This is a genomic window from Paenibacillus harenae (assembly GCF_030812415.1).
GTDB classification, from domain to species: domain Bacteria; phylum Bacillota; class Bacilli; order Paenibacillales; family Paenibacillaceae; genus Pristimantibacillus; species Pristimantibacillus harenae_A.
Window position 1 is genome coordinate 1 of sequence record NZ_JAUSST010000002.1, and the last position, 25,926, is coordinate 25,926.

The 25,926-nt window shown below is 47.8% G+C and carries 17 protein-coding genes and 6 pseudogenes; 14 read left to right on the forward strand and 9 right to left on the reverse strand.

Features of this window, described 5'->3' with window-relative positions:
- From J2T14_RS05315 to J2T14_RS05335, 5 genes are all read left to right on the forward strand, one after another.
- Positions 1-1,035 (forward strand): family 43 glycosylhydrolase (locus tag J2T14_RS05315; RefSeq protein ID WP_307468616.1); only part of this gene is annotated, 1,035 nt, incomplete at its 5' end.
- A gap of 214 nt (positions 1,036-1,249) precedes the next feature.
- The gene (locus tag J2T14_RS05320) at positions 1,250-3,631 is read left to right on the forward strand and encodes a glycoside hydrolase family 95 protein (protein ID WP_307468618.1); all 2,382 of its coding nucleotides are present in this window, start codon (positions 1,250-1,252) and stop codon (positions 3,629-3,631) included.
- Positions 3,632-3,655: 24 nt separating this feature from the next.
- A complete protein-coding gene (locus J2T14_RS05325) occupies positions 3,656-4,300 on the forward strand; it encodes an alpha/beta hydrolase (RefSeq protein WP_307468619.1) in 645 nt (214 codons plus the stop codon).
- Between the two features lie 17 nt (positions 4,301-4,317).
- Positions 4,318-5,088, forward strand: a complete 771-nt coding sequence (locus J2T14_RS05330; RefSeq protein WP_307468620.1) for an SGNH/GDSL hydrolase family protein — start codon at positions 4,318-4,320, stop codon at positions 5,086-5,088.
- Between the two features lie 684 nt (positions 5,089-5,772).
- On the forward strand, positions 5,773-8,487 hold the full coding sequence (locus tag J2T14_RS05335) for an RICIN domain-containing protein (protein WP_307468622.1): 2,715 nt from the start codon (positions 5,773-5,775) through the stop codon (positions 8,485-8,487).
- 31 nt (positions 8,488-8,518) lie between these two features.
- Here J2T14_RS05335 and J2T14_RS30790 read toward each other — a convergent pair whose 3' ends face one another.
- Positions 8,519-8,788, reverse strand: a complete 270-nt coding sequence (locus tag J2T14_RS30790) for a hypothetical protein (protein ID WP_373458109.1) — start codon at positions 8,786-8,788, stop codon at positions 8,519-8,521.
- A complete protein-coding gene (locus tag J2T14_RS30795) occupies positions 8,763-8,990 on the reverse strand; it encodes a spore germination protein (protein ID WP_373458110.1) in 228 nt (75 codons plus the stop codon). Before J2T14_RS30795 ends, J2T14_RS30790 begins: the two co-directional genes overlap by 26 nt.
- A 34-nt stretch (positions 8,991-9,024) precedes the next feature.
- Here J2T14_RS30795 and J2T14_RS05345 point away from each other — a divergent pair, with 34 nt between their 5' ends.
- The 4 genes and pseudogenes from J2T14_RS05345 to J2T14_RS05360 all read left to right on the forward strand — a co-directional run bounded on the left by J2T14_RS05345 (position 9,025) and on the right by J2T14_RS05360 (position 15,251).
- Entirely contained in the window at positions 9,025-12,615 is a 3,591-nt protein-coding gene (locus tag J2T14_RS05345) for a discoidin domain-containing protein (protein WP_307468627.1), read from the forward strand.
- A gap of 85 nt (positions 12,616-12,700) precedes the next feature.
- A pseudogene (locus tag J2T14_RS05350) lies at positions 12,701-13,002 on the forward strand (xyloglucanase); the annotation flags it as partial.
- Between the two features lie 38 nt (positions 13,003-13,040).
- Positions 13,041-13,334 (forward strand): hypothetical protein, encoded by a 294-nt coding sequence (locus J2T14_RS05355; protein ID WP_307470368.1) that lies wholly within the window; start codon positions 13,041-13,043, stop codon positions 13,332-13,334.
- Positions 13,335-13,391: 57 nt separating this feature from the next.
- On the forward strand, positions 13,392-15,251 hold the full coding sequence (locus J2T14_RS05360) for a polysaccharide deacetylase family protein (protein ID WP_307468629.1): 1,860 nt from the start codon (positions 13,392-13,394) through the stop codon (positions 15,249-15,251).
- Positions 15,252-15,437: 186 nt separating this feature from the next.
- Here the strand turns inward: J2T14_RS05360 and J2T14_RS05365 are convergent.
- The 3 genes and pseudogenes from J2T14_RS05365 to J2T14_RS05375 all read right to left on the reverse strand — a co-directional run.
- Positions 15,438-15,728, reverse strand: a pseudogene (locus J2T14_RS05365) (transposase); the annotation flags it as partial.
- Positions 15,729-15,939: 211 nt separating this feature from the next.
- Positions 15,940-16,734 (reverse strand): rhodanese-like domain-containing protein, encoded by a 795-nt coding sequence (locus J2T14_RS05370; RefSeq protein ID WP_307468632.1) that lies wholly within the window; start codon positions 16,732-16,734, stop codon positions 15,940-15,942.
- Positions 16,735-16,769: 35 nt separating this feature from the next.
- On the reverse strand, positions 16,770-18,584 hold the full coding sequence (locus J2T14_RS05375) for an alpha-galactosidase (RefSeq protein WP_307468634.1): 1,815 nt from the start codon (positions 18,582-18,584) through the stop codon (positions 16,770-16,772).
- Positions 18,585-18,707: 123 nt separating this feature from the next.
- On the opposite strand from J2T14_RS05375, the gene J2T14_RS05380 reads away from it, so the two are divergent.
- Both J2T14_RS05380 and J2T14_RS05385 read left to right on the forward strand, forming a co-directional pair.
- Positions 18,708-19,532 carry an AraC family transcriptional regulator gene (locus J2T14_RS05380; RefSeq protein ID WP_307468638.1) on the forward strand — a complete coding sequence of 275 codons (825 nt, stop codon included), beginning with the start codon at positions 18,708-18,710 and terminating at the stop codon, positions 19,530-19,532.
- A gap of 492 nt (positions 19,533-20,024) precedes the next feature.
- Positions 20,025-20,321, forward strand: a pseudogene (locus J2T14_RS05385) (IS66 family transposase); the annotation flags it as partial.
- Between the two features lie 199 nt (positions 20,322-20,520).
- Here the strand turns inward: J2T14_RS05385 and J2T14_RS05390 are convergent.
- Together J2T14_RS05390 and J2T14_RS05395 are read right to left on the reverse strand one after the other, a co-directional pair.
- The gene (locus J2T14_RS05390; RefSeq protein ID WP_171688075.1) at positions 20,521-20,952 is read right to left on the reverse strand and encodes a DUF6326 family protein; all 432 of its coding nucleotides are present in this window, start codon (positions 20,950-20,952) and stop codon (positions 20,521-20,523) included.
- A gap of 167 nt (positions 20,953-21,119) precedes the next feature.
- Positions 21,120-21,227: pseudogene (locus J2T14_RS05395) on the reverse strand (RsfA family transcriptional regulator); the annotation flags it as partial.
- Between the two features lie 177 nt (positions 21,228-21,404).
- On the opposite strand from J2T14_RS05395, the pseudogene J2T14_RS05400 reads away from it, so the two are divergent.
- The 3 genes and pseudogenes from J2T14_RS05400 to J2T14_RS05410 all read left to right on the forward strand — a co-directional run.
- A pseudogene (locus J2T14_RS05400) lies at positions 21,405-21,761 on the forward strand (class I SAM-dependent methyltransferase); the annotation flags it as partial.
- 127 nt (positions 21,762-21,888) lie between these two features.
- On the forward strand, positions 21,889-22,170 hold the full coding sequence (locus J2T14_RS05405; protein ID WP_307468641.1) for a GNAT family N-acetyltransferase: 282 nt from the start codon (positions 21,889-21,891) through the stop codon (positions 22,168-22,170).
- 128 nt (positions 22,171-22,298) lie between these two features.
- Positions 22,299-22,666, forward strand: a pseudogene (locus J2T14_RS05410) (sigma factor-like helix-turn-helix DNA-binding protein); the annotation flags it as partial.
- 87 nt (positions 22,667-22,753) lie between these two features.
- Here J2T14_RS05410 and J2T14_RS05415 read toward each other — a convergent pair.
- A complete protein-coding gene (locus J2T14_RS05415; protein WP_307468643.1) occupies positions 22,754-24,766 on the reverse strand; it encodes an iron ABC transporter permease in 2,013 nt (670 codons plus the stop codon).
- Positions 24,763-25,749 carry an ABC transporter substrate-binding protein gene (locus J2T14_RS05420; protein ID WP_307468645.1) on the reverse strand — a complete coding sequence of 329 codons (987 nt, stop codon included), beginning with the start codon at positions 25,747-25,749 and terminating at the stop codon, positions 24,763-24,765. The genes J2T14_RS05415 and J2T14_RS05420 overlap by 4 nt, the downstream gene beginning before the upstream one ends.
- Between the last annotated feature and the right edge of the window lie 177 nt (positions 25,750-25,926).

Here is a 25,926-nt window from a genome sequence, read left to right on the forward strand (position 1 = left end):
AGCCGTATGATCTGGATGGGAACGGGCGGAGCGCATCCGGAAGCGCCTCATCTTTACAAGATCAATGGGCTTTATTACTTGTTGATTGCCGAAGGCGGGACGGAATACGGTCATATGGTGACGATTGCGAGAAGCGACGCTCCATATGGACCTTACGAACCATGCCCCCATAACCCGATACTAACTCATAGAAGCCGGAACAGCAGCATTCATGCAACAGGCCATGCAGATTTGGTACAGGCGCATGACGGCAGCTGGTGGGCGGTTTTCTTAGGCATTAGACCGGTCTCGTATCCTTATCGGCATCATTTGGGCAGGGAGACGTTCCTGGCGCCCGTATCATGGACGGCTGACGGCTGGCCCATCATCGGTAATGGGGGAAGCGTCGAGAGCGTCATGGATGCTCCGCAGCTGACGGAGGTCCGGTGGCCATCTAATTCAACCCGAGAGGATTTTGACGATTCAACCTTAGGCTTCGACTGGGTGTTCCTGCGGAATCCTGATCCGTTAAGCTGGTCGCTCAGCGAATCTCCGGGGAATCTTGTATTGCGCGGAAACAAGACGTCGCTCGACGATTCCGGTACCCCAGCCTTTGTAGGCCGTCGTTTGCGCCACTGGTCAAGCAACATCTCCGCCTTGCTGAATTTCGAACCGCAGCACGAAGGCGAGGAAGCCGGACTTACCGTATTTATGAACGATAGCTATCATTACGATCTGGCTGTGAAGCGCCAAGAAGGGCGCAAGGTGGTCGTATTCCGGCGTACCGTAGGATCCTTGAGAGCGGAGATCACGCTGGAGTGCTCAGAGGGTCCTGTCATTCTTAAGGTTGAAGCGCAGTCGGAATGGTTTCACTTCAAAATTCAGCAGGATTCATCCCATGTCCTTGAATTGGGATCTGGAGAAACACATCTTCTCTCAACAGAAGTTGCGGGCGGCTTTACGGGAGTAGTCATTGCGATGTACGCCGTCTGCGAAACGGGGCAAGGTTCTCCGGCAAGCTTTGATTGGTTCGAATATGAGCCGTTGAACGGATAATGCACAGCTCGAATAATTAAGTTCCATCTGCAAGCGACCCATGAATATATTCATGGGTCTGCTCGGTTTTTGAAGGCGTCGGAATGAATCTGAACCGTCAGATACGGTAGCTGTCTTGTCTCTAATGTGCTAGTCAATGACTAGAAGAGCAAGGCACCTCGGATTGCCTTGCTGTATAATTGAAATATTTCGTTTCGCAGAAAGGTGGAATAACGTGGAACACAGCAAACCCATACAATCGCCAATGCGGTTATGGTACAGACAGCCGGCAGTTGAATGGACCGAAGCTCTGCCTCTGGGCAACGGTCGGCTTGGAGCTATGGTTTTCGGTCGGCCGGACGAAGAGCTGTTTCAATTAAATGAAGATACGCTATGGTCATTCCAGCCGCGAGATACGGTGAATTATGGCGCGGCATCTTATCTCGCTAGAGCGAGACAGGCTATTGCGAACGGAGCGTATATGCAGGCACAGGAAATAATCGAGCGGCATATGCACGGACCCCGAACGGAAGCGTACCAGCCGCTTGGCGATTTAAAGCTTAAGCTCGGCGACGGCTCAGGCTCCGTCGAAGCTTACGAACGGCAGCTCGATCTGGACACGGCTGTAAGCAGCGTTACTTACGTGCGTGACGGCGTCCGTTATACGCAGGAGTCATTCATCTCCGCCGCCGATCAGGTATTGGCGATCCGATTGAGCGCAGATCGTCCGGGGAGCATCGATGTGACGGCGTCCCTTGAAACGCCTCATTCGGCGGCTGTCAGCCTGGAAGCCGACAGAGGCATTCTGACGATGAAAGGAAACGGTCCTACGCATCCGGAGCCGGAATCGGTACCCGGTGCGTTCGAAAAGCTAATCTACGAAGAACATATAGGAGTGCGCTTCGAGGTTCAGCTCCTGGCTGTCATCGAAGGGGGATCGAAGGAGAGCGGGAATCATGCCGAGCTGAGAGCGGCCAATGCCGACGCCGTAACGTTCCTGCTTGCGGCTGCAACGAGCTTTAACGGCTTTGATAAAAATCCGGAGTCCGAGGGCAAAGACCCGGCCGATCAGGTTAGAATCGCTCTCGCTGCGGCAGCCGGTTTCTCCTACGATGAACTCAAGCGGCGTCATCTCAAGGATTATCTCCAGCTGTACAACAGGGTGAAGCTTCATCTGGGCGAATCCGATGCCGATCGGCTTCCGACGGACGAACGGCTTGTTCGCGTGCAGCAAGGCGAGAGCGATCCGGGGTTGTCGGCTCTGTACTTCCAATATGGCCGGTATCTGCTTATCGCTTGTTCCCGGCCAGGCACGCAAGCGGCGAATTTGCAAGGGATTTGGAACAAAGACATAGACCCGCCATGGAGAAGCAATTATACCGTTAACATCAATACGGAAATGAATTACTGGCTGGCGGAAACGTGCAATCTGGAGGAATGCCACGAGCCGCTGTTCGACCTGCTTGAAGGTCTCAGCGTCAGCGGGCGAAAAACCGCGGAAATACATTACGGGTGCCGCGGGTGGACTGCCCATCACAATGTGGATTTGTGGCGAATGTCGACACCCGCTGCCGGCTCCGCAAGCTGGGCGTTCTGGCCGATGGGCGGCGCATGGTTGTGCAGGCATTTGTGGGAGCGGTACTTGTTCGAAGGAGATGCGGAATTTCTTGCAGCCAAGGCGTATCCCATCATGCGGGAGGCTGCTTTGTTCTGCCTGGATTGGTTGATCGAAGACAGCGAGGGACATTTGGTTACGTCGCCTTCTACGTCGCCGGAAAATATGTTTCTGGATGCTGAAGGCAGGGCGTGTGCGGTCAGCATGGGGACAACAATGGACACCGCCATTATCCGTGAGTTGTTCACGAATTGCATAGAAGCGAGCGCGCTGCTGAATGCCGATGCCGAGCTGCGCCGCGAATGGGAAGCCGCGCTAGCCCGTCTGCTGCCTTATCGCATCGGTCGGCACGGCCAGTTGCTGGAATGGTTCCGCGAGTTCGAGGAGCATGAACCTGGGCACCGCCATATCTCGCATTTATACGGATTTTATCCTGGAGAGCAGATCGATCTGCATCGCGATCCGGAGCTGGCGGCGGCCGTACGAACCTCTCTTGAACGTCGTCTGCAGTACGGCGGCGGACATACCGGATGGAGCTGCGCCTGGATCATTAACGTTTGGGCTCGGCTCGCGGATGCGGAGAACGCGTATCGGTATGTGCAAACGTTATTCGCCAAGTCGTCCTACCCGAATTTGTTCGATGCGCACCCTCCGTTCCAAATCGACGGCAATTTCGGCGGTGCCGCCGGTATCGCGGAGATGCTGTTGCAGAGCCATGGCGGAGAAATCCGTTTGCTTCCGGCACTTCCGGCAGCGTGGCCGACCGGCTTTGTAAGCGGCCTGCGGGCGCGGGGCGGTTTTGAGATCGATATGGCCTGGAAAGACGGTCATATTGCAGAAGCCGAGCTGAGAGCGACGCGTGATGCTCTGTGCAGTATGCGCGTTCCGAGCGCCATTCGCGTCACGCGGGCAGACGGTTCTGTGCTGGCTCAAAGCGATGGTGCGTCGGTAGTGAGGTTTCAGACGGTCGCAGGAGAGACGTATTATATCAGGGCTGTCTGATAAGGAATGAAGAATGGAGGCCATATGCGTACAATTGAATTATGGCCGGGCGCATCCGAAGAAGCATCGGCGATGAGAACCAGGGGATGTCTGAGTTTGAATGTATACCTTGTGCATGGAGAAGGACCTTGTCCTGCAGTCATCGTATGTCCGGGCGGGAGATATCTCAGACGCGCCGCGCACGAGGGCGAGCCGGTTGCCAAGTGGTTGAACGGGCTCGGCATAACCGCATTCGTCCTTAATTACCGGGTATCGCCGCATCAACATCCAATTCCGCTTCAGGATGCGAAGCGGGCTATTCGAACCGTAAGACATTATGCGGAGGATTGGAACATCGATCCGGAGCGAGTCGGCATGTTGGGCTTATCCGCAGGCGGTCACCTGGCATCCGCAACGGGCACTTTGTGTGACAATGGAGATAACCTATCATCCGATCCGATAGAAAGACAGAGCAGCCGTCCGAATTTGCTAATCTTGTGTTATCCGGTCATCACATTCGGAGCGTATGGTCATCAACCGTCCATGCGCCATCTGCTTGGCGATTCTCCGGATGAATCGCTTGTTGCTTTGTTGTCCACGGAAACGCAAGTGGCCGAAGACTCGATTCGTCGATTGCCAGATTGGTTATGCCGGGAGAGAAGTTTTGGAGCGATGCCGCCCGGATCATAATTCCGGAGGAGCATTATTTGGCATTTTCGTGGACGATTACGACATTGGCTGCCGGCGCAAGCTTTCCCTACAATACGGAATGCCCATTGGTGTCCGCCTACGATACGCCCGGGCATGCAGCCGGCCAAATCAGTGCCGAAGGTTTCCAAAAATCTGCAAATTGTCTGTTTCTGCCGGATTTCATCGGCTTCGAGCATGAGGGAGCAAAGCGTGTTGCGTTCTTGGGCGATTCCATCACCCAAGGTGTGCGAACGCGCCCGGACGCTTATGAATACTGGGTTGCCCGGCTTGCGGAGGGGCTTGGCCCGGAATACAGGGTATGGAATCTTGGTTCGGGCTGGGCGCGTGCTTACGATGCCGCAACCGACAAGGCTTGGCTGAGCAAAGCCAAGCTAAGCGATGAGATCGTCATAGCATTGGGGGTCAACGATATAGGTACGACCGGACGAAGCGCCGTTCAACTGCTGGAGGATCTGCAAACCATTGTGCCCAGCCTTAAAGGCAGCCGTACCGATATGTCGGTGATCCTTTGCACTATACCCACATTCAATTTTTCAGATGCGCAGGAGCTTGTCTGGAGGGATGTGAATCAGGCAATACGAAGCCATGCTATTGTCGGAGTCGATCGAGTATTTGATATTGCGGAAGTACTCTCGCAAGCGGCTCCTCGCGATAACCTGCTTATACCTGAATATATGTCGAGCGAGTTCGATGCGCATCCGAATGGTGAAGCAGGGTCTGCTGTTTCCTCGGATTTCTTGGAATGGTATTTAATGGAAACTATCTAAAGTCTGCATTAGTCACGTGTTAGGAGCCTGGTCGGAGTTCCCAATGATTTGAAAAAGTTAGATTACAACAAGGTACCGGGTCGCTTCCTTACGAAGCCTTGGTACTTTTTTCGTCTTCACTGAGACAAATCCAATTTTAACCAGACTAAATCATGCTAAACGATGTCCAAAAAATCAAGGTTCACTATTCAACCTGTTGTTAAAGTATTTATGTAAGGAAACATCACGAGATTAGGAGGAGTGGTTATCGAAAATTGAAAACGTTTTCATGGAGATCGGCTTTGAACAAGGGCAAGTGGCATAAGCGCAAGAAGAAAAGAAGGATACTAGCTTGATGAAAACAAGGAAAAAGTCGCGTGGATACACCAAACAAATCATTCCCTTATGTAAGTCCGCTTCACTTCTGATGACGACTGCCGATTTGACGGTAAGCATGGGCCCTTCGTTAACACGATTCCCAGCAAGGCATTCTCAGCGGATTCGATCGGAAGCGCAGCAACAGCTGTACAGTCGGATATCGGCCAGTGAAATCGCAAGCCTTTATGAAAGCGCATACTTGCAGTTATTACGAAGGAAGAAGGGGGGATTGGCACAGCGGAGTGATGGGTAATAATTTGTTTTAAATCTAACTAAAACCGAGGAGGATCCTAATTGAACCAAAGAATGTTTAAGAGGATATGGATAATGCTTCTTGCATTTATTTGTATCGGCCCTGCTTTTGCCGGGACAAACCCCACGGCTGAAGCGGCAAGCAGCGAGGCATACACATGGAAAAGTGTCAATACAGGTGCGGGCGGCGGCTTCATATCCGGAATTATTTTTAATTCAACGGAACAAAACCTGATCTACGCCCGGACAGATATCGGCGGCGTTTACCGGTGGAACCAGACCGATTCAAGCTGGATTCCGCTGATTGACCATGTCGGCTGGGACGATTGGGGCAAAACGGGCGTAGACGCTCTCGCTACAGATCCGGTCGAACCGAACCGGCTTTATATCGCGGCCGGCACATACACCAACGGCTGGGAAACCAGCAACGGTTATATCATGCGGTCAACTGACAAAGGGAATACCTGGCAGGAAACGCAGCTGCCGTTCAAGGTCGGCGGCAACATGCCGGGACGTTCGATGGGCGAACGTTTGGCGATCGACCCTAACAAAAACAGCATCCTCTTCTTCGGCGCCCGCAGCGGCAACGGATTGTGGAAAAGCACGGACTACGGCGTAACGTGGAATAAAGTGAATTCCTTTACGAATACAGGAACATATATTCAAGTGCCGGGCCACGAATACCAAGGCGATATCATGGGGCTGGCTTGGATCACGTTCGATTCGAGAACCGGGACAGCCGGCAACGCAACCCAAACCATCTATGTCGGGGTGGCCGATACCGGAAACAGCGTCTATCGCAGTACGGACGGCGGCGTAACATGGTCGGCCGTGCCTGGGCAGCCTACCGGCTACCTGCCGCATCATGGCGTTCTGGCATCCGACGGCAACATGTATATATCCTATAGCAACGGCATTGGGCCGTATGATGGCACCAAGGGTGATCTTTGGAGGTTTAATACGGCGACAGGCGTCTGGACGAACATTAGCCCGGTTCCGTCCAGCAGCCCGGATAACTCGTTCGGTTACGGCGGTCTGGCCGTCGATGCCCAAAATCCGGGTACGGTTATGGTAGCGACGCTTAATTCATGGTATCCGGATGCGATCATCTACCGCAGCAAGGACAGTGGCGCAACCTGGTCGAGAGCCTGGGATTACAACGGCGGCTATCCGAACCGCGTCAATAAGTATACGATGGATATCTCGGCTGCGCCATGGCTGGATTGGGGGGTTACGGCGACGCTGCCTGAAACGTCGCCGAAGCTCGGATGGATGATCGGCGATCTGGAGATTGATCCGTTCAACTCCAACCGTATGATGTACGGCACTGGCGCTACGCTTTACGGCACGAACAATCTTACGAACTGGGATAATGGCGGAACATTCAACATTTCCGTCATGGCCAAAAACATCGAAGAAACGGCCGTTATCGACCTGATCAGCCCAGGGTCCGGCGCTCCTCTTATTAGCGCTCTCGGCGACGTATCGGGCTACCGCCACAGCGACCTGACGGCCGCTCCGGCGAAAATACTGAAAAATCCGGACAGCACGTCAAGCCTGGATTTTGCCCAATTGAACAACAGCTTTATTGCACGCGTAGGCTTTGCCAATCATTCCGCAAACAGCAACGCCAAGTCGATTGCGCTGTCGACCGACGGCGGCGTGAACTGGTCCAGCCCGAGCTCGGAGCCGACCGGAACGAATGGCGGCGGCATGATCGCGGTTGCGGCCAATAACAGCTCTCTCGTATGGAGCACATCGGATGTCGGCGTATACTATTCCAAGACGAACGGAAGCTCCTGGACCAAGAGCACGGTCGTTCCCAACGGCGCCAAGGTAGCGGCGGATCGCGTGAACCCGAACAAATTCTATGCGGTATCGGCAGGGAAGTTCTATGTAAGCACGGACGGAGGCGCTACGTTTACGCAGACGGCCGCAACCGGCCTTCCGGCCGAAGGCGCGCTTAGCTTCAAAGCGCTGCCGGGCGTTGAAGGGGATATCTGGCTTGCAGGCGGCAGCGACGACAATAGCGGCGTCTACGGCTTATGGCACTCCACGAACTCGGGCGCATCGTTCACGAAGCTGTCCAATGTGCAGGAAGCCGATGGCGTCGGCTTCGGAAAAGCGGCGCCTGGACAGAGTTATTCGGCGATCTATGTTTCGGCTCAGATCGATGGTGTCAGAGGCTTCTTCCGCTCGATCGACAGCGGCGCAACGTGGGTGCGAATCAACGACGACAACCATCAATACGGCCGAGCCGGGGTTTCCATTACAGGCGATCCGAACCTATACGGACGCGTCTATGTCGGGACAAACGGACGCGGCATCCTGTATGGCGACACGACGGTGAGTAGTCCAATCATTTCGGGCGCAACGTATACGCTGATCAATCCGAACAGCGGCAAAGCGCTGGATATAGCTGCTAATAGCACCGCAGACGGCGCGAATGTGCATATCTGGGCGAACAACGGCGGAACGAATCAACAGTGGACGATTACGGATAACGGCGACAACACGTACCGATTGATCGCTGTACACAGCGGCAAAGCGCTGGACGTCAGCGGTGTCGGCACCGCCAACGGAACTAACGTGCAGCAGTGGACATACTTTGGCGGGGCGAATCAGAAGTGGAGAATCATCGCAAACGCCGACGGCACGTTCAAGCTGATCGATTCGAATAGCGGGAAGGCGTTGGACGTTAATGGAGCCGGTACGGCGGACGGGACCAACGTGCAGATTTGGACCGATACCGGCGGTTCTGCGCAAAAGTGGCAGTTGATCCGTAAGTAACGGTGTTCGGCTAGCGAAGGCCTCTGTCGGCCTAATTTTTGGCTGACAAGGTCCTTCTATTTATTTCGGCGGAAATCAACTGGAAGGTGTCATCGGTATTGCTAGCAAAATATGGACATTGCGTCAGCTTCAAAACGATACGAAACGTGACCGTCGCTCGAATACATGGAACAATCCAGCTAAATTTAGACGGAAACACCTTGACCGGAATAAGGTTGATGATCATCTGCTTGCGGCCGGTGCTGACTACATGATCAGTGGAGACCAACTGACGCTTAAGGCGGATTTTCTCCGCAGCCATGTGCCGGAGGCGCTCGGCGAGAGCGGCGCGGATGATCCTGTATTAATTCAATCAGTTGGCGGCTTGACACAATCGCCTCCATTTCAATTCTTTGGATGCGCTGTTTAAGCTCCGCAATCATCTGAGAATTAGCCGCACCCTCCAAGTAAAGAATGACGACCCGGGTTCCCGTAATATCCCCAAGTGTGTAATGAAAACGCAACCAATAGATCTATTTATCGAAGGAGGCTATCGAATTGAAAGCGATTAAGTCATCAATGTTGTTTTTCCTGTCGTTTATGCTCGTTTTTTCTGCTTTTGCGGCATTGCCGGCGCCGGCTCAAGCAGCCGTTGTCGAAAAGCAGATTCAGTATTTATCCGGCACGGACGTGGATAATACGGTGAACTGGGACTTCATGGTATCCGCCGGCGGAAGGAGCAACGAGGGCTGGACAACCATACCCGTGCCTTCCGTATGGGAGTCGCACGGATTTGGCGTTCTGAGCTACGGGTGGAGTACGGCTAATGAGGTCGGAAGTTATAAAAGAAATTTTACTATGCCTTCGGATTGGAACGGGCAAAGGGTATTTATCGTTTTTGAAGGATCGATGACGGACACCTCGGTTAAGATCAACGGTGTATCGGCAGGACCTACGCATCAAGGTTCCTTCTACAGATTCAAATATGATATCACAGACAAGGTTAATTTTTCCGGTAATAATTTGCTTGAGGTAACGGTTTCCAAATATTCTTCGAACGCCAGCGTCAACGCAGCGGAACGGGAAGCTGATTATTGGCAATTTGGCGGTATCTACAGACCTGTTTATTTGGAAGCGACGCCTCAGCAGTACATTGACAGAATCGCAGTGGATGGGAAAGCGAACGGCAGCTTTAACGTCGATGTATATACACAAGGCATCACGACCGCCAATACGATTAAGGCTCAAATCAGGACGCTGGACGGCGTTGCAGTAGGCTCGCCGATCACGGCTTCCGTCGCCGCAGGCGCAACCAAAACGACGTTGTCCACGACAGTGGCCAATCCAAAATTGTGGACGGCAGAGACGCCAAACCTGTACAAAGTGGAAGTGACGCTTGAAAATTCGGGTACGATCATAAATAAAATGACCGAACGGTTCGGCTTCAGAACGATTGAAGTAAGGTCGAACGACGGTATTTACATTAACGGCAAAAAGATTATTTTCAAGGGCGCTAACCGTCACGCTTTCCATCCGGATTCCGGAAGAACGATCAGCCCTGCAATCGATCGTGCCGATATTGAATTAATGAAAGAAATGAATATGAATACCGTTCGAATGTCACACTATCCGCCGGATCAAAGCTTCCTTCACCTGGCGGATGAAATGGGAATGTATGTGGTCAACGAACTAGCCGGCTGGCAAGCCGCTTACGATACGACTGTGGGAACGATCCTTGCCAATGAAATGGTGAAACGCGATGTGAATCATCCAAGCATTATATTCTGGGCAAACGGGAATGAAGGCGGATGGAATACGGCTCTCGATCCGTTGTTTAAACAGCTGGATCCTCAGCAGCGTCCGCTGCTTCATCCTTGGGCCGTGAATGACGGGATAGACACGGATCACTATGAAGGCTTCGCCAGCACGAAGAATAAAATCGAAGGAACCTCCACCAACGTGTTTATGCCAACCGAGTTTTTGCATGCGTTGTATGACGGCGGGGCAGGCGCGGGCCTGGATGATTACTGGAAATACATGGGCGACATTACGAAGCCGAAAGCGGCTGGCGGAATTATCTGGGCGCTTATGGATGAAGGGATCAAAAGGCCGGATGGCAGCATTGACGTTGCGGGCAACAGTGCGCCGGATGGTATTGTAGGACCGTATCGGGAAAAAGGAGGAAGCTTCTATACAATCAAGGATATTTGGTCTCCGGTTCAATTGACCAATATATCTTATTATGAGAACACGTTCCCGACCAATTTTAATGGCAGTGTGGGTATTACGAATAGCTATGATTTCACCAACTTGAGTCAATTAAATTATGAATGGCAGCTTATTAATTTCAAGACGGTTTCCGCCAACGTAACCGGATTTGACACGGTGGCAAGCGGAACGCCGGCAAGTCCGAATATACCGGCCAGAACCAGCGGTCAATTGAATCTGAATTTGCCGACAAATTGGCAAGATCATGACGCTCTGCGTGTCGTTGTAAAAGATTCAGCGGGTAAGGAGATTACTTCCTGGACCTGGATGATTAAGAGTGCAGCAACGTTGCATAGTCAAGTGGTAACAGCGGGTACAGGGACGGTATCGTCTACTGAGGATGCTAATAATATCATCGTTACGGCGGGACAAACAGTCCTTACATTCAGTAAAACAACAGGAAACCTGACAAGTATCGTACAAGCCGGCAAGCCTTTCTCTTTCAATAACGGACCGATTCTTACTGCAGGGACACAGAGCCTCAGCAGCATTAGCGCAGTTGCCAGCGGCAGCAATATCGTCGTAACCGCAAATTATACAGGCAACATGAACTATGCCAAGTGGACAATTTATCCTACAGGCTGGGTCGATCTGGAATATAAATATAACTTGAACGGCAGTTACGACACTTTGGGAGTCAGCTTCAGTTACCCAGAAAACAAGGTGCAGGAAGTCAAATGGCTCGGAAAAGGACCGTTCCGTGTATACAAGAATCGGATGAGAGGTCCGAAGCTGAATGTATGGGATAAGACATACACGGATCAAACCAAACCGTTCCAATATCCTGAATTTAACGGTTATTACAGCGATACGTACTGGGCAGTATTAAAGACTGCCGAAGGAAATATTACTTTTTCGAGCAAAGACGAGAACTTGTTCCTGCGGCTGTTTAATCCATACTTCGGAAACAATCCTGTAACAGCAACGGCAGTTATGCCAGTGGGAGACATTTCCTTCCTGGACGGCATTTCGGGAATCGGCAGCAAGTTAGGTACAGCGGAATCAACGGGTCCTCAAGGGGAAAAGAACGTCGCAGCAGGAGATTTCACAAGAACGATCAGCTTCAAGGTAGATACGTCTAGCACAACTTCCAGCGTAGGCGGCAATATCGCATTGAACAAGCCGGTCACATTCTCGGCGCAGCAGGCGGGCAACGAGGCATCAAACCTTGTTGATGGTACAACTACTGCCAAGTGGTCAGCGGAAGCTTATCCGCAATGGGTACAAATCGATCTGGGTCAAAACTATGCGATTGATAAAACAGAGCTTGTACCTTATCAAGACCGGGCGTATCAATACAAAGTAGAAGTGTCCACGGACGGAACAAATTATACACAAGTGGTGAATCGGACGGCCAATACCCAAGGCGGAGCTCTATTGACGGATACATTTGACACCGTTACAGCGCGATATGTGAAGCTGACCGTTACCGGCGCCAGCAATTATTCGGGCGGATGGATTAGCGTTAACGAGTTCAGAGTATTCGAGAGCGTGAATCTGGCGTTGAACAAGCCGGTTACCTTCTCGGCGCAGCAGACGGGCAACGAAGCGTCTAACATTGTCGACGGCACCGAGGCAACGAAGTGGTCTGCCGAGACTTATCCGCAATGGGTGCAAATTGATCTCGGTCAGTCCTATTCGATAAGCCGGACAAAGCTTGCGCCACATGATAACCGGGCGTATCAATATAAAGTAGAGATGTCCATGGACGGCGTGAATTATACGCAAGTTGTGGATCGAACGGCCAATACCGCGGGCGGTTCTCTGTTGACGAACACATTTGGCGCCGTTACAGCGCGATATGTGAGGCTGACCGTTACCGGCGCCGACAATTATTGGGGCGGCTGGGTAAGCATTAAAGAATTTGGCGTTTATCTGTAGTTTTACCGAATGTTAAAAGGATTCGCTATAAACCTAAAACCAAGGAGGATCCTAATTGAACCAAAGACTGTTTAAGAGAATGTGGATGATGCTTCTTGCCTTTATTTGTATCGGCTCTGCTTTTGCCGGGACAAACCCTATGGCTGAAGCGGCAAGCAGTGAGGCATACACATGGAAAAGTGTCAATACGGGTGCGGGCGGCGGCTTCATATCTTTAATTCAACGGAACAAAACCTGATCTACGCCCGGACGGATATCGGCGGCGTTTACCGATGGAACCAGACCGATTCAATCTGGATTCCGCTGCTTGACCATGTCGGCTGGGACGATTGGGGCAAAACGGGCGTAGACGCTCTCGCTACGGATCCGGTTGAACCGAACCGGCTTGCTTCACGTTATCCGCTACAATCATCCAACTGTATTTGGTGGATCTGACCACTGAATTCTTTAACGAAGTGAATGATGTCGAGGTGATGCTGAAGCTGCATTTTTGGAGCCGCGCCGTGTTCGACTACAGGTTGTCGGTGAGCGGAAGCAAGGTGACCGGCACTCCACTAGCGGATGAGGCTGATGGCCAGGAGCAATCGGAGGGGGCTGACGATTCAGTTCAGTCCGTGGAGGAGGTGTCAGCTTCGGATGATGAAACATCGAAGCAGGCCGAACAAAACCGCATTTATGAGTCATTCGGTAGGAGGGCTGATCATGGTTTTGCTCGCTAGTATGACTGGATATAAGTTCAATACATATACTACAGCACACGAAAGGAATGACATCAAATGAAAAAATTTTTTTCAATATTCATAACTGCCTTAATTCTTTTATCTCAATTACCGATTGTGTCTCAGACTGCATTAGCAGCACCATCAGCCCCATATGTTGTGAATTACAGTGGTAGTAATAATCTATCTGCAAGTAGTGATTCCACCGTTGTACCTGGAAGCACCGGTGTTGCCTCCCAGAAATTTGTCGTTTCAGGAAGTGGCTGGAACGGGGCATTTTACACGGATTGGGGCACACATGATGTATCTAATTACAATACTTTAGATTTTTGGGTAAAAGGAGGAGCTGGCGGCGAAGCTCTTTCCATAAATGTTAGCGATGGGACTAATGGTTATTCCACAAACATACAAACTCCTTCCGATGCATCTTGGAAGCACGTCTCCATTGATTTTTCTGCTATGACCGGGGTTGATTTTACAAAGTGGAACACAATTACATTTACTTGTAATACAAGTGCTGTTAATACTACGTTCTATATTAATAACGTTGAGTTCTCATATGTAGATCACTACACTGGGCCACAAGTAACAGTCGTGCCTTGGAATGGATCACAATCAGCAGTATCTCTTACTTTTGATGACGGATATGATTCGCAGCTTGATTATGCGGTCCCGGCTTTAGATGCAAAAGGTATGAAGGCTACGTTTTATATAACGGAAACTGCAATAACGGGTAGCCGAGTAGATGATTGGAAAAAGCTCCCCTTGGCTGGCCATGAAATTGGAAACCATTCCAAACATCACTATGAACCAAGTGCCAATCCAACCCAACCCTATCAAAGGACTTTTAACGATACTTTAGGCTATGATGAAACAGTCGCAGCTCAAACGGAGATAGCACAAGCGCTGAACACAACAGTTGTATCTTATGCCTATCCTTACACGAATAATGATCCATATCTCGTCAAATACCTGAAAGATACGCACATTTCAGCAAGAGGGGGTTGGGGTAACGGAACTTACTATATGAAATCATCAGACACCCCTGATTGGATGAATATCTCTTCCCAGTTTACATGGTCAGGCGGAAGTTTCAATACTCACTACAAGAGTTGGATAGATAATGCAATAAGCCAACGTGCCTGGACAGTAATTTCGGCACATCATGTGGGTGATGCTGACTTGCCACTGGATCAGTTTAATTTATTGGTTAACTATTTGGATAGCAATCGATCTAGCATCTGGATAGCTCCTTACGGAACGGTAAGCGGCTACTGGAGAGCGCAGAAAATAATAGAAGGTCTTACACCAAATGCGACTTCAACTGGAACGAGTTATACTTGGAACGTTCCAGCCTACTTCCCCAATAATATCAATCTAAAGGTGAAGCTAAAGAATGGGGATGGTTACCAGGTTTTACAAAATGGTCAAGTAATTCAACCTGATACAGGTGGCAATTATACGATCTCCTTTGGGGCCAAGTCACTTGAATTGAAGCGTAAGCCATATGCTGTAAATTATAGCAATTCTAACAATCTAACTGTAAGTACTGACGCTACAGTTGTACCCGGAAATACCGGTGTCGCTTCTCAGAAATATGTCTACTCAGGAAGCGGCTGGAACGGGGCTTTTTATACGAATGATTGGGCCGCACATGACGTATCTGCTTACAATACTTTAGATTTTTGGGTGAAAGGAGGAGCTGGAGGCGTAACTCTTTCCATGTATGTTAGCGATGGGACTAATGGTTATTCCACAAACATACAAACTCCTTCCGATGCATCCTGGAAACATGTTTCTATTAGTTTAGCCACTATGCCTGGGGTCGATTTTACGAAGTGGAAAACGATTACGTTTACCTGTGTTACTAATCCAGCTACGTTCTACATTAATAACGTCCAGTTCTCTCGCACATAGATCCAGGAAACAGCTGACTATAACCGGAAATGCGAAATGTTCTCAATCGTTAAAATGCCGGTATTATCGAAGGCAATGTCAGTAATCTCAAATCCCCCTCCAAATTTATAGTTTGGAGGGGTGGATTCTATTTTCTTGCATCTTAAGACTAACGTAAGGTGTGACATATTTTCATTATTCATAGCTCTCCGGCGCCATTTGAAGAAAGAATTTGAACGACATGTCGTATCGGGAACGCTCGACCACATCCACATCCGACAGCTCGAATATGGCTTTAAGGAGCAAATATTTAAACATTCGCAAGGGGTCGATAGCGTTGCGGCCATTGTCTAGACAATAGTTTGCTTTCAATTCGTCGTAGACGAAGGAGAAGTCCACCAGCTCGTAAATCTGGCGCAGCACGTTATCCATTGGCACAGCAAGGTCGTATAGTGCCGTATAAGGGCTGAACGCAAATGAGATTTGGGGCTGGAACAATGGGCTTCACGCCTTTCGTTGTAATACATTAATTATACAGCAAAGAAGGCACTGCTCCCTCAATATATTTGAGGAACGGTACCTTCTTTGCTTAAAGGACTTCTTCAGTGGCCTTTGTCATCAAGATGGGGGCTACTACGATGGATGTTATTCTTGTTTAAATCTCGACAGGTTAGCGGCAGCGACGACGACCACGGAAGCAGCCATTCTCCTATATTAAATTATACGGATACTGCTCTATACCTGGAATCGTGTAGACTCTGCTATAGCCTGCATCTATAAGGGCCTGGGCCGCTGCAGAACTCTTATACCCCCGTTGACAGTAAATGATTAAGGGAGTATCCTTTCTCACACATACCGAGAACGGGTTATTGGATATGTCACGTAACGGTATACAAATGCTTTCCTGGATATGCCCTGTTTGATACTCTTCATGAGTCCGCACATCAACAAGCATTCCAGTAGGATCATTTAACATCAGCTCCCATGCTTCATCGGGGGTCAGACTTTTACTTTGAAATACTCTGCCCCCAGTCTGAGGGATACGCTGCTCCCTATCAAGCATTCTTACAACAATTGCAGCAGCCTCCGCATGAGTTAAGCTGCCCGCAGCGTCGAACAGGTTATGGTCACGCCCGAGCATTATCCCTTTAACATACATCTGCGCTATATGCATAACGCAGGTATGGCAGGAATATAAGTCCTTAAGATTTTCTGCCGCCGACCATTCGTACTCATCTCTTTCTCCGAATTCTGTTAGAAGCGTCTCATGAACGATTCTTGCAGCGGAACGGCGCTCAATAGGTTTGCTTATGTTTGTTAGATCATAGTCCTCAATTATTCCCTTGTACAACGCGTAATCCATATAGCCTGATGACCAACTGCCGTGCGTTGGCTCTATATTTCCTTTACTGCTTCTAACTACCATTGTCACAAACTGTTCAGTAGTAACATGATCCTCGGGATGAGGTTTGGCTTCCGCACCAAAGTCTATTGCTGTTTCCATTCATTTTCTCCTATTATTCGAGTGAAGTTCTAAGGTTAAACAGGAGTAACTCTTATGGTAACATTGTCATAGGCGTCAATGCCTGTAACAGAGAAGGTCCTTGAAATGTTCGTTGTAACCTCGCCTGTCCATAAATCCTTCAGGCAATAGCTTGCAGCATTTTTAAATTTTTCAGCATCCATCATTTTATGCCCAATATAATCGATAATGCGGCTTACATCAACGGAATGCTCCTCCGTATCTCCTGAGTCGCTGAGATTTATAAAGGACATTGCAATATCTCCGTTCGCAAGAGGCTTTACAAGAATATCAACACGGTTGTTATTAGCAATATATGCCGTATCGGGATTGGTATTATCGATAGAGCAGTAAATTCTTTTTGCCTGAATGCCGAGGGGATCCTGATTCAACGCGATTACATCTTTGTTCGCAATAATCATCCATAGCTCGTCACCCTTTGTAACCCGTCTTAAATCCATTCCAAGCATAATCGGAGAATTCATCATACACCACATCGTCATATGAGTTTTACTCATGGTAGTAGTGATTCCGTTCATACCGATTACAAGCATATCGGGATCGTTCCACCCCTTGTCGAGTCCGGCAAACTCGTCCATAATAACCGCCTTGCTGTACTGCGAGGTTATACTTGCGGTATTGTTTGAACTCCATTCGGCGGAGCCCGGCTCACCATCAGAGCCGACGCAGAAGGTTATATCATTAAGAATACGCCAGGAGTCTCCAACCTTATATCCCCAGTTATGAGGCTGTGTTTTACCCCATTCACAGATTGAGAATACAATATCATGGTCAGGGTCAGCCTTGTTCAAGCCTTCGAGCAAAGCCGCATAGGAATTAAGGGTATTTTCCTGCCTTCTGTGGTTCATAAGACGTATAATATTTTCTCCCTCATTTAAGGAAACCGTTATTTCTTCCGAATCTGCAAAGTCAGCTGTACTTTGGGTAAGAGGAAGCAAATCATCAAAATATCGAGTTTCATTATCTGCGTTTCCTACGGCAAGCTGAAGCCAGCGTCCAGTGCCATCCTGCTCACCGCTTGCGTAATTTATGGTTATGGCGTATTCTCCGCCAGCCGGTGCGTTCACAGTAAACTTAAGCTCGCTCCATCGGTCGCCCACAGGTGTTGTACCCACGTTTGTTCCGTCGAATGTACCGATATTTGTCACAAAGTCGCCACTGTTTTTCGATGCACCCTGGCCTAGAAGCACACCGTCCTTAACAGCATTTAAAGTTATATTCAGTTCTCCACCCGTAACCGTTATGCTTCTGATATTCGGGGCATAGGAATATTTGGCATTTGTTGAGTCTGAGAACGTTGCATTGTCCCAAAGGTAGTAGCAGTTATCAACCTTGATAAAGTCAACCCCCCAGTCCATATAAGACCTCGTGTCGACATCCTCAAAGCCGCAAGTGCCTACCGCAGAGCCTGCGCAAAGATGTGTACCTATATCGTTGTACATGCCGAATTTAAGTCCCTTGCTGCGGATGTAATCGGATAATGCCTTAAAGCCGCTTGGAAATTTAATCGTTTCATTTGAAAGCAATCCGTTTACGCGTTCGGATTTATAGCAGCCGTCATCGAGCACGACATACTTGTATCCCAGATCCGCAAGTCCCAAATCAACGATTGCGTCTGCCATTGCCTTTGTGAGTGCCTCGTTGTTCTTGCTGCCAAAAGCATTCCAACTGTTCCAGCCCATGGCAGGAAGGCGTCCCTGCTTTTTATTTAAAAGCACCTTGCCGTTTGAGAAAGCCGGAAACATATAGTAGGGATCCATGATCTCGTCCGGCGCAGTCCTTGATGTAGCTCTAGCCGATACTTTCTCCATAAGAAATCCTCCTTAAACTTGCATTTTCATTTTTATGATAGGACAAATATATGTGTTAATAAATATGTTTTTATCGAGTCATTATGGGGAAATGTGATATATTAATTTCGGGAGCTGATCTCATTGAAACTATATTATGCAAAAAGCCCTTTGATCTCATCTGATATTTATCCCATGCAATATGGCGAACAGCAGTGTGATAACGGATATTCCTTCGGACCTGCAGTGCGTAACTTCTATTTAATTCATTACATTTACAGCGGGCAAGGCGAATTGCATATTAATAACAAAGCTTATAAAGTACATGCAGGACAGTTTTTTCTGATTTATCCGAAACAAACTGCCTATTATAAGGCAGATGACAATGAGCCGTGGCTGTATCGCTGGATTGAGTTTGACGGCAGCTTTTCGGAAAAGATTATGACTGTGACAGGCTTCTCACACGAAAACCACGTTATAAATGATGATAATGGCGTCGGAATCGCACTTAAGAATATAATTGATTTAGGCTGGTCTGATTTCGAAACAATCATGAGCCATTTTTGGCCATTTATCGCGGCACTTACGAAGGGGAAATTATTAAAGAAAGATGAGAATACAGCAGAAACATATGTCTCTTATGCAAAAAACTATATAAGAAGCAATGTTCACAAAAGGATATCCGTTTCTGAAATTGCACACTTTTTAAACATAGACCGCAGTCATCTGGCACGTATCTTCAAAAGCATTTGCGGCATAAGCACACAGCAGTTTATCATTTCTCTAAAAATGGAGACAGCTTCACAATCACTCAAAAAAAACAGTATGACCATTAAAGAAGTCGCCAATAGTGTCGGATATGACAATCAGATGGAATTTTCGAAGCTGTTTAAAAAACACTTTAATATGACCCCCACACAATGGAGAGAACAAGAGTTCTTTCAACAGTCCATAAATAACTATGAATGAAACCAAAGCCCTGACGAATTGACGGGGTTCATTTGTGCTGCAAGAAGAGAAGACAAAGGAACCTTTTGAGGCTGGAGAGATTGCCAGAATTGAAAAGGAAATTGAAAAAACCAAAACTTTTTGCTGCCAGCGATGATGGTATTGCTGAGGAGGATATACGTCTAGAGTTGAAGGAACTAACGCATAAGAAAATACATTAAATGCCCAATTACTTGAACTAACGAATGTGTTAAATTCTTCTCAAAATACAGAGTTCAATATCAAAGTGTTGTTGGAAGCTGTTCAATATTAGTTATCTAAAGGTCAAGCTGAGCTATCATTTGATGAAAAACGTGATTTGATTCGGCGTAAGCGTCAAATTCAGCACACCTTCAAGAACCCAAATATATATGAGAAAATGAAGGCATCCCAATTAAATTGGAGGTTGCCTTATGACCACAAAAGAACAGCGTCGCAAGGATTGGTCAGCTCGTATCGCCGATTATCGCGGCATTCCTTGCGGACGGACGACTCGATCTCGACAACAACAGAAGCGAGCGGTCGATTAAACCTTTTGTAATTGGTCGGAAAAATTGGCTTTTTAGCAACACGCCGCGAGGCGCAAAGGCCAGCGCTAACATTTAAAGCGTTGTCGAAACGGCCAAGGAAAATGGACTCAAGCCATTCGACTACTTGAAGTTTCTCTTTGAACAGCTACCTCAACTAACAGGTCAGCTCGATCCGAAGGCATTGGAGCCATTCATGCCATGGTCAGCTTCGCTGCCAACGCATTGCCGGCTAAATTCTTAAACAGTAGACATTTCTTCTCCCCCATCCCGAGGTGGGGGTTGTTTGATATTCATTTTTTTCTTGATAGCCAGTTTTTCGCATACGATATGCAAAAGTTGCGACTATGTCATCATCATTCTTCTTAGTAATGCCCGAAACCCGCGTTGCTAGCTATCCTGCCTAGGCCACTTCCATGCAGTAAAGATAATTAGTAACGTAATTACCGTAACGAAGAAGGCCATTTCCATGCATACCAGATAATTAGACAAAGAAGAGCGACTTCTACAACAGCGCCAAACACCATGTGCACCCAAGCCTCTCCTGTCAAATTAAACAATGTATAGGGAATATACACCGCGGCAATAATGATATTTGCCCAGCGACTTACTTTTGCCGGCAGGGCAACAGAAAGGAAAATCATAAGAGCTGGAATTGTTACCGAAATCAGTGCTATCAATAGAAAGACATATGAAATGTCAAATATAAATATTTTTCCTGCCAGAATACCTTCTATTTTGCCCGGCATATATAAGGCGAAATAATCAACATAAATATAGAGAAACATAAAACTCGCCCACAGCGTAGCAATCTTCAGTTTCGAACTGACTTTGATGTCTTCCAGTGCATTTTGTGCTTTATTTTGTGTATTCATATTAATCTCTCCTTTAAGGTTATATGGTTTCTCTTGCCTACAACCTTAGTCTAAATGAGAAGTATAAACACCCTCGAAAGCAATTCTAAAAGTTTTCTAAAATATAACATTTTGAGGGTTCATGGGTTTTGCCGCTCATCAACAAGTCCATCCACATCCACTGGTGGTTTTCCACTCACCTCAAAAGCAGCCAATTGTGTGCTGCCAGTCCTAATATGAGATAATACTACTTCGGCTAATAATTGATCATGCTCGTCATTCCAGGAGTCCTCACGTTTTTATCACCCAACTCTAGACACCTCTTTCTACTACTATTTATTAGAATTCTTACCTGTAATATTAAATTTATTCAAAGTTAATGCATAAAAGACCCTCCAGCACCTGAAAAACAATCTAGCAGCTCAAATACGCTCACCTTTCTAAGATACCAAATATGGAGGGGAAATAACTATATGTCTTTCAGTAAATATGGTGCATTATGTACAGAGGTATATGACCACACAAAGAAAATTGGTGATTCTTTTGGTGGGGATGTAGAGTATTATCGAGATCAGTTAAAACATACAAAGGGACGCATTCTTGAAGCAATGGTTGGTTCTGGAAGAATATTAATTCCATTACTGGAATCTGGTCTTGTAATAGACGGTGTTGACTATTCTCCCGAAATGTTAGCTTCTTGTCGTAAACGTTGTGACGAACGAGGATTAAACACAACCTTATATGAGTCGGATTTACAGGTGCTTTCTTTACCACACAAATATGAAGCAATAATTATTCCTGGCGGGTCATTTTTACTCATAGAACAACGAGAAGAAAGGAATTTTTGAAAGGTTATTGATATAATAGAAAGGTGGGAGATTTTTGATAGAAACAAATTAGAGAAATGGTGCAGTTCGATTATGATGCATTGTGCGGAAATTGTGTGATGAGGAAGTAATGCGTGCTGCTTATGAAAGTGCATTCAACTTAGAAGAAGCACAAAATTGGCTTAACAGACATCTTAAAAGATATGAAGAGTATGGTTTTGGACTTTGGGCTATTGTATTAAAAGAAACAAATGAAATGATTGGTCAATGTGGCTTGACAATGCAAGGCTGGAGAGAAAAAGAAATTTTGGAAATAGGATTTTTGTTTCAAAAAGCGTATTGGCACAAAGGTTACGCAACAGAAGCGGCAATTGCTTGCAAGGAATACGCTTTCGATTCGGCAGGTTGTTAGGGAAATTAGGGTTTTCGAACATACAGTTGAATTTTTACGTTTTAACCTTTGATAAGGAGCAAATGAAGGGCTGTATTCAATGTCAATTGAACAGCTTAATTAATAATTTCTAATTGCGCACTAATGACATTAAGATTGAAATCCTGATGTACATGCGAAGTTTGAAGAAGACGCGCAAAGACGTGTCGCTCCACGACTCGATCGGTACGGACAAGGAAGGCAACGATATTACGTTGATCGACATCCTCGGCACGGAAGCCGACGATGTGGCGGATAAAGTGCAGCTCAAGATCGAGAAATCGAAAATATACAAAAACCTCGACATATTGGATGATGGGGAAAAGAAGACGTCATCGGCCGCTTCGGCCTCATCCACGGCGGCGACGAACGGACGCAGCGGGAGATTGCGAAGGAGCTGGGCATCAGCCGCAGTGAAGCTCACCTGGAAGAGAAATCCGAGGCTCCTGAGCTCCAACTGCGGTTCGAAATGCCGTAGGTGCGATGATGCGGTATTTTTTTTAGTCCAATTCTATGATATTCATAAAAACAGCCAGCAAAGGAATGACCTTCGCTAGCTGTTGCCCTATAGCTTTCTAGTATGTGATCGAAACATCAAGAATAGAAAATAAGGTGCGCCAATCAATGTGATTAATAGTCCGGATGGAATTTCGACCGGAGCAAGTATCGTTCGACCGATAGCATCGGCTAAAACCAGAAGCAGAGCACCGAGCAAGCTCGATAATACGATGGATTGTCGAGTGTTATGCCCAATTAAGCTTCTTATCATATGAGGCACGATTAAACCGAGGAAGCCTACAGTTCCTACGGAAGCGACAGCACCAGCAGAGAGAAGAACACCTACAGTCATTGCAGCGAATCGCGTTTTACGCACCGATAAACCGAATCCTATGGCGCTATCATCAGAGAATGCGAGTAAATCAAACCTGCGGCCTAGCCACCATGCAAGGGGAAGAAGAACGACTAGGAATATGCAGATGATGAGGAATTGATCCCACGTACGACCGTAAGTCGAGCCAGTCAACCATATATAGCTTTCGCTTCCCCATAATGGTCCCAGTACGATTAAGGCTTGAATACCCGCGGAGCCAACAGCAGAAACCGCGATCCCCAGAAGAATAAGTACCGGGGGATTAAGCGACTTGCGCCATGCGAATAAGAATATGACGGCAGCAGCAAGTATTGCTCCGCCCATGGCAGCGATCGGAAGAAATATAATCGATAATTGCGGCCAGGCAATAAGTACAAGCAGTGCTCCGAATCCAGCTCCCGAGGTCACTCCCAGGATAGACGAATCGGCTAATGGATTGCGAACGGATGCTTGGATAAGAACACCGCTTACGCTTAGTGCTATTCCTGCGCATGCGGCTACAAGGGTTCGCGGTAAACGTAAATTCAAGAGAATGGAATATGACGTTGCTTCGTCAGCCCCTATTAAGCTCGCAAATAACTGACTTAGCGGAATACGTGTGCCGCCCATTGTCATGGTTATAAGAATGAATGAAACAACAAAGAAAAGCATGATGAACGCGATAATCGGGAATCGAATCCGAACACGATTTCTGCCAATAGACATGGATGAGGCTGAATAAGTACCTGAATTATTCAGTTTCCTAAGTATGAGCCAGATTAGCCACGGCGCTCCGATTATCGCCATCATCGCTCCTACGGGCATTTCGCCTATGCTGCTACGAACCATTCGCGTAAGAACATCAGCTGCAGTGAGCAATACAGCTCCCCAAAGGGCTGTGGCGGGAATGAGCCAATTATGCTTGCGCAATCCGCTTAGACGTACCAAGTGCGGTGCGACGAGACCAACGAATCCGATAGGTCCGACTACACTGACGACGACAGAAGCAACAAGCACCGCAAGCGCCAATCCGGCGAATCGAGTGAGATTAACCTTCTGACCTAACGATTGAGCGGTGGACTCATCCAAGATCAATACATCGAATTGTTTGCCCATAAAAAAAGCGACGATAATCACAATGCTGACTCCAGGCCATGCATACGTAACACCTTTCCAGTCGAGCTGGGCGAGCGATCCTGAGCCCCATAAAAAAAGCGATTGTGTTTCGGTAGCGTGGAATATATGCAGAGCGCTTGTAAATGAACCTATCACCATAGCTATTATCATGCCGGAAAGCGCCAGTCGGATTGGACTTGTTGATCGACCGCCTCCTAGGACGTAAGCGCACATCGCAGCAACGCCTCCACCAGCGGCAGCAAACAGAAACGGTGACTGGTGAAGCAGGGTGGGGAAATAAATCGTTCCTACAACAACCATAAAATATGCACCGGCATTAATACCAAGCGTATCTGTGGAAGCCAACGGGTTTTTCGTAACCGTCTGCAGCAGGACACCGGCTGCTGCAAGGCCTGCACCGGAGATTACTCCTAATATCGCACGCGGCATACGCATATCCCATATTACGTTATGTGAGAGTATATCCTCGCGATGAAACAGGGCTTCAAAAACGACTTTGAAAGAGATTTGTGCTTCTCCAAAGCACAAACTGGCTATCAACAGTAAGAAGAGGGCGGCTATGCCGCCCACGAATAAACGAAACGTTCTCATTTTGTTATAGCTTCTACTACACGATCAACTAATACTTTGGAGGAGAGGGGGCCGCCGAAAGTCCATGTGTCTCCACCTATGCCATAAGTCCGATTTTCTTTTACGAAATTCAAGCCGTTCCAAACCGTATTATCCTTTACGGAGTCGCCGAAAACGTTATCCTCTTCTTGGACAATGTATATGAAATTGGAGTCGCTCACTGCCGGCAGGGACTCGAAGGTAGCGTCCGTAAAACCATACTTCTCAAATTTCTCCGATTTCCAGTCGCTGGTTAAACCAATACGGTTGAGCGTTTGAACGACTGTCGAGGTATCCGTAAACATCCTTAACGTTGCAGCGTTCTGGCTGCTGAATGCTTGGGTAATGACATAATTGAATTTATCCTTGCCGGCAGCTGCAAGTTTTTCTTTTGCCGCTGCATAATGCTCATCAAGATCGGCGAGAACTTTATCTGCTTCTTCTGATTTTCCCACCGCCGTAGCAATGGTTTTAAAATCGTTAACCATTCCTGTGTAGGCGTCTCCTTCATTCGGATAGGGGTCAAATTCAATCGTGGGAGCTATAGCGTTAAGCTGCTTGTAAATCGCATCGTTATTATCTGTATTCGAGATAATCAGATCAGGCTTCAAGGAAGCGATCGTCTCAAGGTTGGGCTCCCAACGCAATCCGACATCCTTTACGCTATCCGCGAGTGCCGCTTCATCCGTTACCCAAATCGAGTATTCCGCATTGTCCGCATTACCTACAGGCTGAATGCCGAGTGCGATTAATTCCTCTGTATAGATCCACTCCAAGGCGACGACGCGAGCCGCAGGCTTGTCGAGCGTAGTCTCGCCTTTGGCATGTTTAATAATAATAGGACCACCCGTGTTGGAATTATTCGAGGCAACGTTGTTAGCGTTATCCGAATTGTTCGAGCCGCAAGCTGCTGCGATAAATAGGATAGATAATAGTATGATGCTAAGTTGTAATAGTCGGTTCATTGTACTTCCCCCGTAACTTGTTTTTTGGTCTTACCAATAATGAGAATCAATATCATTATTTTTGGCAAAATAAGACTATCATTGATCAATAGATACTGTCAATATTTAATTGTATTTATAATCTGCGAATGATGCTACGACCGCCTGCTAACGGGAGACGAGTTCAATGTAGCGGCA

Bases quoted from the DNA above. Each gene is read 5' to 3' on its own strand.
- J2T14_RS05335 (WP_307468622.1), top strand. From the start codon at position 5,773: ATGCTTCTTGCATTTATTTGTATCGGCCCTGCTTTTGCCGGGACAAAC.
- J2T14_RS05420 (WP_307468645.1), bottom strand. From the start codon at position 25,749: ATGAACCGACTATTACAACTTAGCATCATACTATTATCTATCCTATTT.
- J2T14_RS30790 (WP_373458109.1), bottom strand. From the start codon at position 8,788: ATGGCTGCGGAGAAAATCCGCCTTAAGCGTCAGTTGGTCTCCACTGAT.
- J2T14_RS05375 (WP_307468634.1), bottom strand. From the start codon at position 18,584: ATGGAGAAAGTATCGGCTAGAGCTACATCAAGGACTGCGCCGGACGAG.
- J2T14_RS05360 (WP_307468629.1), top strand. From the start codon at position 13,392: ATGAAAAAATTTTTTTCAATATTCATAACTGCCTTAATTCTTTTATCT.
- J2T14_RS05415 (WP_307468643.1), bottom strand. From the start codon at position 24,766: ATGAGAACGTTTCGTTTATTCGTGGGCGGCATAGCCGCCCTCTTCTTA.
- J2T14_RS05390 (WP_171688075.1), bottom strand. From the start codon at position 20,952: ATGAATACACAAAATAAAGCACAAAATGCACTGGAAGACATCAAAGTC.
- J2T14_RS05370 (WP_307468632.1), bottom strand. From the start codon at position 16,734: ATGGAAACAGCAATAGACTTTGGTGCGGAAGCCAAACCTCATCCCGAG.
- J2T14_RS05405 (WP_307468641.1), top strand. From the start codon at position 21,889: ATGCGTGCTGCTTATGAAAGTGCATTCAACTTAGAAGAAGCACAAAAT.
- J2T14_RS05325 (WP_307468619.1), top strand. From the start codon at position 3,656: ATGCGTACAATTGAATTATGGCCGGGCGCATCCGAAGAAGCATCGGCG.